The 14,229-nt window shown below is 56.8% G+C and carries 5 protein-coding genes; 2 read left to right on the forward strand and 3 right to left on the reverse strand.

Annotation, left to right across the window (positions count from 1 at the left end; genetic code table 11):
- Window positions 1-510 precede the first annotated feature (510 nt).
- Window positions 511-5,298 (forward strand): ATP-binding protein, encoded by a 4,788-nt coding sequence (locus E5K00_RS08425; RefSeq protein ID WP_135462787.1) that lies wholly within the window; start codon window positions 511-513, stop codon window positions 5,296-5,298.
- A gap of 12 nt (window positions 5,299-5,310) precedes the next feature.
- Here the strand turns inward: E5K00_RS08425 and E5K00_RS08430 are convergent, their stop codons facing one another.
- The 3 genes from E5K00_RS08430 to E5K00_RS08440 form a co-directional block, all read right to left on the reverse strand.
- On the reverse strand, window positions 5,311-10,296 hold the full coding sequence (locus E5K00_RS08430; protein ID WP_135462788.1) for a DUF3883 domain-containing protein: 4,986 nt from the start codon (window positions 10,294-10,296) through the stop codon (window positions 5,311-5,313).
- A 272-nt stretch (window positions 10,297-10,568) separates the two neighbouring features.
- Window positions 10,569-11,693 carry an RES domain-containing protein gene (locus E5K00_RS08435; RefSeq protein ID WP_135462789.1) on the reverse strand — a complete coding sequence of 375 codons (1,125 nt, stop codon included), beginning with the start codon at window positions 11,691-11,693 and terminating at the stop codon, window positions 10,569-10,571.
- A gap of 340 nt (window positions 11,694-12,033) precedes the next feature.
- Complete coding sequence (locus E5K00_RS08440) at window positions 12,034-12,576, reverse strand: helix-turn-helix domain-containing protein (protein WP_135462790.1); 543 nt, start codon at window positions 12,574-12,576, stop codon at window positions 12,034-12,036.
- A 504-nt stretch (window positions 12,577-13,080) separates the two neighbouring features.
- On the opposite strand from E5K00_RS08440, the gene E5K00_RS08445 reads away from it, so the two are divergent.
- Complete coding sequence (locus E5K00_RS08445) at window positions 13,081-14,226, forward strand: recombinase family protein (RefSeq protein WP_135462791.1); 1,146 nt, start codon at window positions 13,081-13,083, stop codon at window positions 14,224-14,226.
- Window positions 14,227-14,229: the final 3 nt, after the last annotated feature.

Raw genomic sequence — 14,229 nt, forward strand, 5'->3', positions numbered from 1 at the left:
ACATGCTACTATGATTTTTGGCAGTAAAACAAAAGAGTAGCTACATCAATGAGTTAGCATTTTCAATTCGAAAACTGTAGAGTAAGTAGCTTGTGCTGAGATATCGTACTCCATACACAGATTTGATATTCTTGTCTTATAGGACAGGTTGATCATCTATGGCAAGCAGTTGAAAAACCTGTTTTTGCTGAGAGCTAAGCGTACCATTTGCTCACGCGGCAGATGGTCTGGCAGCTAAGCCCAGGCCGCATAACCATTGGGCGGGCCATAATCAAGTACTAGGTACGCGCGTGTCAAAGGGCCACGTGCTTATTAGTGCGCGGAGTCGAAGCGCAACCGCCCACCTACTTGATGAAAATTCATTTATCCCTTGACCTATTAAACTATAGTTGTGTTGTGGCCGCTGCCGAACTTTGGGGCTGATCGGTTCCTTGCTAGGGGAAATTTGCACCTTAACATCAGGTGCTTTTTTGTTCATAATAGCTAGGCCTGTTACTTCTTCAGTGAGAATTGTACTACACTAAAATGAGCAACCCTGTATCCGCTGCGGGTGAGCGCGCAGCCATTGGCGGCTATTTAGCCCAGTTTAACGCTTTCGCCTGGTTTGCTTATCAGGAGCTGATTGCCGACCGGCTAGAATGGATTCGCTTGGCCGACCCGGATGCAGAGAAGCTCGACGACATCCAGTACGCCACAGCCAACGAGGTACATGCCTACCAAGTGAAGTGGACCATTGCCGGGGAGAATATTTCCTTCCTCGACTTCTGCAACCTTCTTCCCGACTTGGTGCAGAGTTGGCGGGGGCTGCGGGCCAAGTACCACGGGCAACACAAGCAAGTTATCGGGCACCTGCTGACCAACAAGAACCTTTCTGCGCACGACCGAATCCTAAGTGGAAAAACCAACCTTGGCACCTTCGCGGACTTCTTCGCTGAAGCTTGGCTGCCGATCAAGGCCCAGCAACCCTACGCGCCCAAGTGGAAGCCGGCGGTGCAAAAACTTGCCCGGTTGTCGGGGCTGAAGGCGGCCGAATTCAAAGACTTTGTTGCCCACTTTGAACTCCAGCCCAACTACAAAGCTCCGGCAATCAGCATCACGAAGGCCGGCTACCAAAAGTTAGATGACGACGTGACAATTTTTCGCTCACACCTGCTGGAACAAGTAGGTGACGCCAGTCGGCCGGTTGAATTGCAGGCCAGTCAGCTCATCACGGACCTACACTGGGAGGCCCGCTTCCAGACCACGTTCAACCATGAATTATTCGTGGACCCGCACCAGTACCAACCCATTACCGCCACCCTACAGGCGCTTGACGCCATGGTGGACGGGCACGCCGGAGGCTATCTGTTCCTGGCAGGGGCGCCGGGGACGGGTAAGTCAACCTTGCTGACGCAGTGGGCTAAAGGCCGGTCCGAGCGGGTCATCAAGTATTACGCCTTTGATTTCACGAACCCCGCCTCGCCAGGCAATTACCACGAGCGGGGCGATTCCACAACACTTTACTTTGATTTGGTTTTCCAGCTGAAGGCCGCCGGGGCTTACGGCCGAAACGTGCTGCCCTATCGGGAACTGCACTACCTACGAGAGGTTTTCTATCAACAGCTGAACTGGTTGGGAGAGGAGTACGCGCGCACCGGTCGCAAAACCATCTTGCTGCTTGACGGCCTAGACCACGTGCCGCGGGAATACCAGCAAGTGACCAAAAGCTTTTTGCGCGAGTTGCCTCTGCCCACCACCTTGCCAGCGGGGGTCTATGTGGTCCTAGGCAGCCAGACGTACGAACTATCGGACTTAGCCCCAGAAATCAAAGCTGAGTGGCGACAGCTAGACCGCCAATTACATATGGCCCCGCTGGAGCGCCACGCCGTCTTTCGGCTCGCAGAAGCAGCGGATCTGCACCCTCCGCTCATCACGGCGCAGCAGCATTTGCTGGCTGACAAATCACAAGGGCACCCGCTGTACGTGACCTACCTACTGGAGCGGCTGCGCAACTCATCCGACCGAGACGGCGTGCTGGCTGAAGCCACGCCGATCGGGAACGACATCACGCTTTATTACCAGAAAATATGGGAGCCCATTGCCGGTAACGACGACCTGGTTACACTGTTAGGGCTATTAGCTCGCCTCAACGGCTCCATCAACCTAAAATTTGTGCGGGAATGGGGCTTTGCGACCTCCGTGCTGACAGCACTGCGCCGCCAAGCCAAACCTCTGTTTACCACGACAGACGAGACTTGGTCGTTTTTCCACAACTCGTTTCGCCAATTCTTGCTTCAGCAGACGGCGCTTGACCCGCTGACCGGGGAGCACACGCCCGCGGCTGAAGCCGAGCTGCACCGGCAATTGGCCGCACACTACAAAGCATCGCAGGTGGAACCGGCCTGGAACAGCCTCTTTCACCTTTACCACGCTGGAGACACCGAGCAGTTCTGGCATTTGGCCACGCCAGCTTATTTCGTGGACCAATTCGTGCATTTTCGGCCCGACGAGGAAATTAAGCGCGACCTGCAGTTGGGGCTATCCTTAGCCCGCCGCACGCGGGACGTGGTAGCGCTGGCGCGCTACGGCTTTGCTTTGGCCGAGCTCGAGAGCCGGCTGCGCCACATTCGGCCTGCTGCCTTTGTAGAGGAGTTCTTGGTATTGCGCCGGCCGGATTTAGCGCGGCGGTGTTTGCGGACGGGCCATACCTTGCTCACCAATCGCGCCTACGCTTTGCTCGCGGCCCGCTGTTTCTTCGACTACGGCGAACACGCTGAGGCATCCATGCTGCTGGCGCTGGCCGAGCCGGCGGCTGTGCAAGCCGAGGCCATTGTGGTGGACGAGGCGGCGCGGTTCGAGGAAGTTCAGCGGGAATTGAAAGAATGGGTAGCCACAGCCGTGCTGTTTCAACCTTTGCCGGCCCTGTTGACCCGCCTCAATAACATCCAACTCCTGGGCAAGGCAGGCGCTCCTCACGAAACAGCAGTGCACCTGCGCTTCTCAATGCTGGAGCACCTGATGCACAGCTTGATTGACCGTCGCGACTGGGCAAAGCTGGATACCGTCCTAGCAGAGTTCCGTGGCACGGACGAGCGCCGATTAAAAATCTTCTTTGACGCACTGCGCACGGCGGCACGTGCTAGCCTAGCAGACGATAATCAGGAGCAAGCCAAACGCTATTTAACATTGTTGGTAGCGGAGTTTCCGCTCGGTACCGTAGGTCCCACACCCCGGGTTTACGTGGCCGACCTCATCTACGACATCATGGCTGACACGGCGCTGGTAGAGCAGTGGCTCGCTGGTGTGCCGCAGCCAACCGGTCTGGGCCAGGATTTCGCCCAATTTGACGAGTCACTGGTCGAATACGAGCCATTTATCTTGCTGAATAAGCTGTTGCACCTTTGCGGCGCTGGGATGCCCGTCGACGTAGCGGTTAGCGCCCTGCCCCCCGGCGCGGAAATGCAGGAGTTGGTGGCCTTCCAGCGGCGGGTGGGACAAATAAGCCAGCTCTTAGCAGAGGCGCTAGCGGGCAGCCCCCTGCCCCCCGACCTGCTGAGGCGGGTACAACCCGTCGTGCAGTTTTATTACCAGGCCCCATCCGAACCCCGCTACCATCAGCATCGGTACTGGCGACGTCTGCTGCGCCTTCAAAGCTCTTATTTCGCTTTGCTGATTTCGGCAGTAGCCGAATTTGGCCCGGCGGCACTGGAGCAGTTGGCTACGTTGTTGCTCCGAGAATTTGCAAGTCGCCCCACTCGTTGGCCGGCCGACGTGCGGCGCAGCATCTTGGTGGCCTTGGTGGGACACGGGTACGCCCCAGCCCAGGTGGTGCCGGTCCTGCGGGAGCTGGAAGCCGTTATGCTCGATGGTCTGGATGTTGACGGGCGCGTAACGGCCTGCCGGGCGCAGGCGCAAGCTTGGGTGGCGGTGGCGGACCCCGCCGCTGCCGAACGGCTGCTACAGCAGGCCCTACAGGAAGCAGCCGGCGTGGGGTTCCGGAAAGATTACCAGCTAACCACTTGGTTGACGTGGCTGCAGCAAGTCAACGAACGGCGGCCCGGCCAGGCGCCAGAGCGCCTGCGTTGGTTTTTAGCTCATTTGCAGCACCTGCGCGACATAACTACAGGCAACAGCTTCTGGAGCGCTTCGGAGACGTTGCTTGCCACAACCCTGGCCTGGAATTTCAGCGCCGGCCAGCGGCAACTGCAGTGGCAATTGGACAAGGGCTTTTTGGTGCTTGACGGCGCGTTGGAAGTTTTCAGCACTAGCTTCCTGGCCCGGGCTACCTCCGCCGCGGAGTTCGGCGGTCTGCTGCGCCTGTTCACGGACGTATACCTGTTGCTTTCTCCTGCCGACCCGGCCGCCCTGTTAACTACCTTGTTGAACCGGGGCTTTGCCTTGCTCGGCGAGGAGGCGCTTGCCCAGCACCTGCCTGCCCTGCTCGACGCTGTAACCTACCAAGCACAAGTCGACAAACGAAAGGAGTTACTAGCAGCCTTAGCCAATTTCGTGGCCGCGCGCGGGCTGGACGTGTCGGCATACCACCCCGATATAGTATGGCCGGTGGCCGATGCGGCCCGGGTTGAAGAAAGCGGAAACGATCTGATACTGAGGTCGGAGTATGAGCGAGTACCGGAGGCTTCCGTTTTGGCGCGGGCTAGTACTCACGATGAGTTGGTAGCACTGTTAGCGCGAGAGGACACCGCCAATTCGTACTTCGATTGGTCGCCCGTACTGATGCAGTTAGCGCCCCAATTGAGCGCCGCACAAGTGCGGGCGCTGGCCGCCAGCCGCCGCAACACCCGGCGCGACTCCTTGTTCTACAGCGCGCTCAGCGGGTTGGCGTGGCGATTGGGCGAACAGGCCCTGGCCCGCGAATTAGCCGAACAAGCCATCGAGTACTCAACCGATGCTGGGTGGGCGCGGGGCTACGATGGCGGCAGCCGGTTACGGGGCTTCGAAGCTCTGCAGCGAGTAGATCCGACGCTGGCCCGGCAGAGAGCCTTTGATGTGTTCAGCAACGACTTGACAACTGCATCGTCGGTCATCTACTACCTTGAGGAACTGGATGATGTCCTGCCAGTTATAACTGGGAAATTTGAACCGGAATTGATCTGGGACGAGGTGTTCGGCTACGTGCAGCGGCTTTTCGCGACCAGTAAGCCCTTGTCCGACGTCCCCGAGTTAACTCCCGGGTCAGAACAATTGGAAACTGTACTGGCAGAGTTAGTGGGCTTCCTAACTCGCTGGCCTCTGCCAGCAGTCAAACACGCAGCCCGTGCCCTGTTACCTACGCTAATGGATCGGCCCTCGGCTTAGCCTACACGGTTCTCATATAGCTTGACGAACTTCTTGAAAACGCACGCGGAAGGTGTCATGTTCAACAGTAAAACGAGGATTATGGAGAAAGCCTTGTCCTTGACTGTACACAAACGGATTACCTAAGCTCTCGTAACGCGGCCCCGTAGCCTCTTGAATGCCAGTAACCAGCAACACCTCGTAATTACCTGGGTGCTGCTCTCCAAACTGCACTTCGTTTTGCGACATGTAGAATTGTCGATTGCCGGCTACCGTGCTGGTTTTTACCTCCACGTAGTGCAGCCCCTGCTCATCTATGTACGTTAGGTCGTAGCCCAGGCCTTTTTGCCCGGGCAGGCGACCGAGTTTAACCGCATTCTCCGATTTAATTTCTACCAGGCGAACACCGGGCCGGCGGCGAAGGGCTTCGTAAGCTAGGCCTTCGCCAATGGCTCCGGTCAGCGCCTGATCTTCCGGCCGTTGGTAGCCGCGCCCGGCGCCCCCAGAGGTGCCTATTCCTCCCCGCTCCCTTGCCTCATTGGTCGGCTCAGGCAAGGCCTCGATGTTGAGCAGGTGAATAGTTGTGTCGTGCCCCTGCCAGCGGGTGAGCAGCTGGCCTAGCAAGTCCTGAGCCGTGTCGAAGGCTACGTCCGAGTTACCCACTGCAAACACGTTGCGAATGGGCTGGCCGGTGTTGGTTTGGACAGTGGGCTTGGGCAGTTTGGATAGCAGCTCTGTCACACGGCCGAACAAAAGCAGGCTGCGCCGCTCGAGTGTTCCGCTGACAAAGTCGCGCACGTAATCGGGGGCAAAGCCCCGGGCAACGGCTCGCTGCACTAGAGTCCGCTCGTGCTCAGCGGCGCGTTCGGACAAATCCACGGCCTCCGATGCACCGGTCAGCGTAACATGCCAGCGGGTGAGCACCTGCTGCCGAAAAACGGTTTCCGCCGCGAAATCCGATGGAATGGGCACAGGCACCCGCAAGGCCCGGTACGCAACTCGAGCGGCTTCAAATCCGCGCTGCTCCCGCAGAGTAGCCGTGGCCAACTGGGCATAGAGCTGTTGCTCGAAGAAGGGTTCGTAACGCGCAATCAGTTCGTCGTACTCAGCCTGAAACAGCAAGCTAAAATCAACCGGCTGCGCAGCCCGTCGATTGTAAACGGCTGCACTCAGCCCTAGAGCGCCAAATAACTGAAACAGCACGCGCAGGTCGCTGTGCTGCCAGGGTAAGCTCGGGTTTAGCTGGGAAAAGGCTGCCAATACTAAGGCGCTAAGGCGCGTGCCAAAGGTTTGGCGCAGCCAGGCGGGCCATTCTGCTTCCCGCACAGGCGCCCGACGGATCGCTTTGCCTTTCGGCCGGGCGAGGCTTGCCAAGTGCAACCAGAAAAGCTGCCGATTCTCGGCGGGCTGGGTCATCACTTCCCGCACTTGGTGCAGCGTGGCGTGCACCTGCTCCAGCGTAGCTCCCTGCCGCAGAGCGAGCAATTCGTCCCTCTGCGCGGCCGGGGCGGCAATAAAGCGCATGAACACTTCCCGTAATGCATCCGCTTCGAGCAGCACGCTCAGGATTTCCGCCAGCGCGTCTTGGAAGCGAGGCTGCTGCTTCAGGGTTGCCAGGCTCACGTCTTCGGGTACTACAATCCAGGCCGCCAGCTTATTGGGGGTCAACAGGTAGGCATACGGGGCATAGCTCTCCGTGTCGGAGGAGCCTGGTGAGAGCGTGTGGGCTACGCGCAACTGAGTAGTCAACTGCACTCGCAGGCTTTTCAGCACATCGCCTTTGTCAGCGATGACCGTGTTTTGCGGTAATAGTGCGTACAGGTACAGCAGCAGCAGCTGCCAATCCTGGGCAAAGGCCTCCCGCAGGGGATGGATCGGGGGTGAGCCTACCACTGACGATGCCAAGCGGTCGAGGGGCGGCACACCAAATAACCGCAGCATCTTGTCAGCATTGCGCTTGGGCGGTACGTCCAGCAGGATAAAACGCGCCAGCAGGCGCGGGCTGTATGTGGCATCGGCCGCATAGCGGACCTGGTTGCTGGCCAACGGCACGTAGCGACTCCCGCCGGGAGCGGTACACCATACCTGACCACGGCGGATAAACTCCTCGCGGGCTGGGTCCTGATCTGACAGGTTACTCGCCTCTAGATTGGTAGCTAATTCTCGGTACAGCGAGCTGGCCCGGTCGCCCTTGGGATTACGCTGGGGCAGCTCTAGCAACACCTGGTAGAGTAGTTCGGCGGGCAGCTCGCTTAAGGCCAAGTTCACGCCCAGACTGGTGAGCAGTTCCCGCGCTTCGCGCAAGCCCTCAGTAATTTTCTTTTGCTGCAGCAGCCGCTGGCTCGGGGCAGCCCCATACAAAACGGGGCTGAACTCGCCGTCCTGCTGCCCGCGGGCGGGAAGCAGCATGCGCTGGGGCGCTACACGTTCCTCATTGGGCCCAGGCAACCACTTACTGGTCGCAAACTTCCAACGTACGTATGCAGGCATCTGGCTGGCATTTAGAACTGGGTGATAATTGTACTGTCCCGCTTGCAGGAAGCTGGCGGGCAAGCCTACACTCGTTGGCTCCCGGTCCTTCTTCAACACATCCGCCAAGCCCTGAGTAGGCGACTCCCAGACCCAGCGCAGAATCGCGGCTGGATCCGCGTGCGACAGGATGCCATCTAACCCGTCCAACGACGCCACATAGCACCGGTCCTTCCCCGGTGGGTTAACCTTACGGAAGTCCACATACCCGTCGTACCGGTGCCCACCCAATCGGGTACGCCGGTAGTCGAACCGCCGCAACGCATGGTCGACATAGGCTTTGCCAGGGCTGCTCTCAACCACCCACCGGGGCCACTCCCGCACACCGCACCACTCTAGGTAGCTGCGCACTTCTCCATCTTTGTCGCGGGTTCCCCCAAGGCCCAGCGCCGCACGGGAGCCAACCAATCGCTCGGGGTCGTGGGCGTACAGATCCGCGCACAAAGAGCGCGTGTTATCCGGGTTACGGCTAAAATACAGCGTGCAGCCCGGGGCCGTGCCGTGGGCCTGGGTGGGCAGGGGAATGTCCTGCGCTAGCGACGGCACCGGTTGCCGCTTTTGACCCCGACCGTTCCGTACGCGCTCTGCCTGGTACAAACGGAAGAGCATTGGGTGCAGCGTTTTAACGCGCTGGCCGTGCTGACGCAGCACGTAAAGGGCTAGTTCGGCAAACTCGTAGGGCCGTACGTTGAAGGCCGGAAGGGACAGGGGACCGCTCAGGGCCTGGTAAGTAGGTAGGGCAAAAGCCTGTAGCAGCGCGGCCGATAGGGCCGGGTGCAACACGTTGAGCCCGGCCATCCCTAGCTTGCACTCACCATCCGGCGGCAGAAAGCTCACCTGCCCGGGTGACAAAGCCCGGCCGGCCTGGTCAATCAGCAGTGCGGGCCAGCCGCCGGCCTGCAGTTGGAGCTGCGCGGCCGGGCGTGAGCGAAGCTCCGCTTCCACAAGACGCAGCAGCTCGGCGTACCGGGTAAAATCGTCTGTAGCACCAGCGGGGCGCGCTGCCGCCACCCGGGCCAGCAAAGCAGGCAAAGGGTAGGAGCCAGATGTCGGTCCCAGTCGAGTCAGCAAGTGCGTTAAGCCAGCAAGCACCACTGTTTGGTTGTCTCCCAGCGGCCAGCACAATAACTCGTCCAGGCCTAGCGGGGGTAGATAGCAGGCGAAAGGCTGTGCCAGCAGCCGGATTTCCGAAAAGCGCCGGTAGTGGCCCGAAATAACTGGAAAAACGGCCGCTTTGCGCAGAGCCTGTGTCAGCGCCACCTCAAAGCCTAGCGTGCTCAACTCTGCGTGAAAATCCCAGTCCTTCGCGGCGCCGTGCCAGAGCAAGCGCAAAGGCAAGTAGGGATCGGCCGGTCGGCTGCGCGCCATCACTTCGGCCGCTTCGACCAATAGCTGGGCCGCTTCGCTCAGCAGCATCCGGTTGGTAGCCGTTGGCTGCAGACTCTGCCGACTAGCGTTGAGGTTAAACGTGGCGTGCACCAAACATGGCAGGGGCCAATCTACGCCGGTGCGGAAATACGAAAACAGCCTGCCTGGCCCTGGAGCCAAGTCCGCCTTCCACGCTACTTTCACTTCGTAGGGTGTAGTCGCTGCAACTGTCCGCAAGGCCTTATCCTCAGGTGCGGGGAGGCAGTCGGTGCGGGCCAGCACCTGCCAGTTGTGCCGGGTGCGGGCACCATCGGCCTCTTGGCGCGTCACCCGCACGTGCTGCACGCCGTCCGCGCCCTCGCTCTGTGCGCGCTCCATATGCCAGCCTACCCCGTCGCATTCCACGTGCAGGAGGGTCAGATGGGGTAGAAACACCAGGGCCTCGGGCAGCAGCTCCTCTACTAGCTGCTGGCGCAGCGCGGGCAACTGTTCGGCCTTCATGTGCACCCGGATCAGGGTGTTGTAGCCGGCTAGACCTGCCCTTGGTTCTGTCTCGGCGCCGAGCAACTCGGCGCAGCGCAGCACGGCAATGGGATGCTCCGCCGTGGTCGTTTCCTCCCGGGCCAGGCGCAGCATGCGCAGCACGGCCTGCTTATTGTCGCCGCTGCGCAGCTGCTGCAAAACCTTCCGGGCGTAGGCCGCGGAAAAGGCAATGCGCAACTGTCCGCTATGGATTTCCAGCCTGTCGGACCAGCTGAGCACGGCCCGGAACCCCAGACCTTTAGCCCCGATCTGGTCGGCGTCCAGGGATTTGGGGCTCAGATTACTGTAGAGTAAGGATTGCACGCCCGCTTCGGTGAAGATAGCCCCGGTGTTGGCTACTTCCAGGATGCGTCCCTGCAGTCGGATAGACACTTGCCCGGCTCGCTTTTTAGGATCGCGCCCGGCGGCATCGTCGGCGTTCTGCAGGAGTTCCAGCAGTTGCCGCCCGTCGTAATCGGCGCTGACTTGCTGCTCCAACATGTAGTCCTGTAGAATAAGTATAGGATCTCGCCGGTACACATCCAGGCGTTCCTGCATTTTTTTCTCGACAAATTGCTGAAGGGATTGGTGTTTAGCCACAGACAGTGTAAATAAACGATTGAAGGATATGGAACATAATTAAGATGGTCAGCCAGCTACTACATTGCTCAGCAATATTCCGATGACACGTCAAGAGCAGCAGATCAGTATTCGCCATTATTGATGGCTATATTGGATTGTCTGACCTTCACAGCAAGAATTACAAAGGCGGGAGTAATTGATAGGGGCGGTTTCCTTCTTAGAAACTATTCTCCTACTGTTTTTCTACTGTTCCAGTATTCAAGCAGCCTAGGATATTGCTCAACAACCTCTTACGCAACGACTGCATAAGGTGATTTCGGAGACAAGGTCTGAAACTCTTGGTGCTGCAACGCTTGCTGCACCAAGTCCGCTATTTCTTCGGGCGGCGTACTTGCCGACGTTTCAACAGTCAACATGGCGCGGGTTATGGGAGAAGATACTTGTAGCTGTGACGTTCGGACGCGGCACAGGCCTTCATCATCCCAATGATGCACTGGTATGACCACGTTGTAAGCGTTCAGGTAGTTTGGATCAGACGGAGATTCTAGCGAAGAAGAAAACATTAATCCGTCTAGCCGAGGACTATTTTTGGGTTGGCTACTTCTGACCCACTCTAAAAACAGGTGTGGTATCTGATATTCTGCGTGAAAGTTGTCTTTTGGATTCTTCGGTACGCTGGTAGCCATTACTAAAGGCCAAGTCACGAGGAATTTTATTAAGTCGCCATCGTAATAGTTAGGCCTGCCTAGGTACTTCTTTCGCACGCCTTGAACGCGGTTGCGCAGGTCGACCAGAGTTACTGGGGCATAGTCTGATTCAACATTAGCACGAAGCTTGACGGCGTGCAAGGATAATCCATACGACGTAGCTCTGATTTCCTTGTAAGCAAGATAAACCGAGCTGGCAGCATAGATGCAAGGCTGCCCCGCAATACTGAATCGTTGAGAGGTGACTAAGGAGCGCAGTTCGTAAGGAATGTGTAGCATCTGGCGAGCCTGCAGGGGCATATCATCTTTGCGCAGGCGGTACAACAAGGTGTTTCCGGACAAGAATACCCTGCTCAAATGAACAGCAGGCGAGTAGAGCTGCTTTCGGCGAGGGAGGTCGAAGTGCTTGGCCATTATGGCTAGCGCATTACCAGGACTGCCTTGGTTAGCTAAAGCTTGTAGGGCTCGAATGATACCAAGGCGGACTTCGTGCACTGCCTTTTGCACTAGTTCTGTATTGGGCAACGTCCCCAAGGGCCCTATGTACTCTGTGCGGTGGTCGATAACGATAGGTCCCAGCTTCTTGAGCAGAGCTACATAAGCATTCAAAGTATGTAAGACGAAGTGATAATAATCCCCGTCGTTTGAATCGCGCCAATCTTTGGGCAGGTCAAATATGTAGTTTTTAAGCAGTTCTTCGACAGTCATCCTGGGTAAAGGAAGTAGTACTGCAAGTTAGTTATAGAGCGCTACCAGTTCAGCAATAATACTCTAGCTCTATAATCTGTGTTTCTATATAAAAATGGAGCGAATTGACCGGACAGATCCGGTCAATTCGCTCCATTCAGCGTTTTTCGGTGATTTTATATTTTTTTAATATATCCTACCTCTACTGACCGGCGCTCTGACCGGAGCTTTTGCCGGGAATTTGACCGGAGGCATCGCCAGGCTTTCTGCCAATAATACATAGAGTAAATCTAAGATATTCAGTTACTTACAAGCATTTATTCAGTTATGCTAAATCTCATTCTGATTGCTCCAGCTTCAATTATTGAATTTTTCCTTTTTCATGGTGCAAAAACTGTTGTCGCATTCCCATCACTGCACTATCTAAATCGCGCTGTTTCGCAATGCCAAGCGGGGACTCATGGCGATGAGCTTCATACTCTTGGATAGAGAAACTCACCAGCCTTGCCCATTCTTGGTTGAGTTGAGACAAAGAAATGAGTTTTTCCCCACCACCAGGAAAGTTCTGCTTTAGTAGTTCAAATAAGTAGCGGAAGAACGTTTGAGACTCGGTGAGCAGATCATCGGTCTGGCTGATGTAGCGCTTCAACTGGGCAATCTCATTCCTGAGGTGCTCTGCTTCAGCTTTTGCTTTTTCTGTCTCGGATTGAAAGTTTTCGACTTGGGCTCTGGTCATTCCAAACAACTCCGCCAGCTTGTCCAGCTTGGCTGGACTCACATCCACATGCCCTTTCTCGATGCGGTTGTAGTTGGCTTTAGTGGTACCTAAATATTGACCGGCTTTCTCCTGCGTAATGCCTTTCAGTAACCTGATGGCTCGCAGTTTCTCATTGATTGTCTGCATGAAGCAAATATAAAATAAAACTTTTGTTAACTTGTTACACTAAGTTATTTATGTTTGCATCACTTCTGGAGACAATCAAACAGTAAAACACTGTCACACGGCAACGACACTTTTCAGCAACTAAGCAACACCCCCAAATGCATTCTTCCATTCATACCCATCTAGCAGTTCTAGCGCGCCCTCCCCCACTACAATGCTACTTCCTGACATAGCCTCCTGATAAAGGCACCAAATGCACTTTCATTTTTCGCGGAGCATAGCGGGCAAGGGTATGCTCCCCAACCTTAGGACCAGTAGCTACTATTGAGTCCGTCTTCAACGGTAACGCCGTGAAATCCAAATCCCATTCTTGCCCTGCCCCTTTCCTCACTCCTGAGCAGTTGCGCCAATATCCTGGCTGCCAGCATTACACGAACGACGAAGCAGAGAATATTCTCGAACAGCTGAAGGTCTTGGCCACCATTGCCTATCACACGGTAAAACCCTCGCTTACTCCCCGTGCCCATGTCTAATCACTCCTTCTTCCGGCAGTTTGCCAAACGGAGCGTTAAGTCTTCGGCAGCAAACAACAATGCGGTCATCTATACGCGGGTTTCGACCAAAGAGCAAGCGGATAATAACCAGAGCTTAGACATCCAACGGCGCAAGTGCCTGGAACACGCTACTTCGCGAGGATACACCATCATGGGTATGTTTGGTGGCACCCACGAAAGCGCCAAGAACGACGAGCGCAAAGAGTTTAACCGCATGCTGCGCTTTGTGAAGCAAAAGAGCAGCGGCGTCAGCCGCATCATCGTACTCACGCTTGACCGCTTCTCGCGCTCTGGCGCCAATGCCATTGCCATTGCGGAAGAGCTTAAGCGCGAAGGCATATTCATTGAAGCCGTCACGCAGCAGATCGATACCCGTACGACCCAAGGCCAGCTCAGCCAAAACATAAATTTGGTACTGAGCCACTTTGAGAACCAGCAGCGCCGCGAACGTGCCATCCTCGGCATGACAGAGAAACTGCTCAAAGGCTACTGGGTAGGCAAAGCACCGCTGGGCTACACCATCACCAAAGTCGGCAACGAGCAGAAGATCATCATCAACGAACAGGGCCGCGCGCTGCGTAAGGCCTTTCACATGAAGGTTGAGCTGCAGCTCGACAATACGGAAATTGCGCGCTGGCTGCGTGGCCAAGGCGTAAAGGTGTCGCCGCAGCTGCTGACGTTGACCTTTCGGAACGTTTTCTACTGCGGGTTCCTTAGCCACAGTTTGCTGCCAGACCAAGTAGTTCCGGGGCGCCATCCCAAACTCATCAGCGAAGAGATGTTCCGCCGGCTGAACGACCTGCAAGCGTCCAAGCCGCAGGGCTATGTGCATGCCAAGGAAGCACCCGCCGTTCCGCTGAAGAACCACGTACGCTGCCACCGCTGCGACCGGCCGCTTACGGCCTATATCGTCCGCAAAAAAGGGCTCTGGTACTACAAGTGCAACACGGTCGGCTGCAAGATGAACGTGAGTGCCCGTGCCTTGCACCAGGGCTACAAAGGCCTGCTCAGCGAACTGGTGCTGGAGCCGCACTTGGTCGAACCCTTCAAGGCTCAGGTAGAAGCCGTGTTCCATTCGCTGAATCAGGAAAGCGCAGAGGCGCGCCGGGAGGTTTAGCAG

Origin of the sequence: Hymenobacter aquaticus (assembly GCF_004765605.1) — a bacterium.
Classification (GTDB): Bacteria; Bacteroidota; Bacteroidia; order Cytophagales; family Hymenobacteraceae; genus Hymenobacter; species Hymenobacter aquaticus.

Excerpts from the sequence above, each read along its gene's own strand:
- E5K00_RS08440 (WP_135462790.1), bottom strand. The coding sequence starts at position 12,576 with ATGCAGACAATCAATGAGAAACTGCGAGCCATCAGGTTACTGAAAGGC.
- E5K00_RS08435 (WP_135462789.1), bottom strand. The coding sequence starts at position 11,693 with ATGACTGTCGAAGAACTGCTTAAAAACTACATATTTGACCTGCCCAAA.
- E5K00_RS08445 (WP_135462791.1), top strand. The coding sequence starts at position 13,081 with ATGTCTAATCACTCCTTCTTCCGGCAGTTTGCCAAACGGAGCGTTAAG.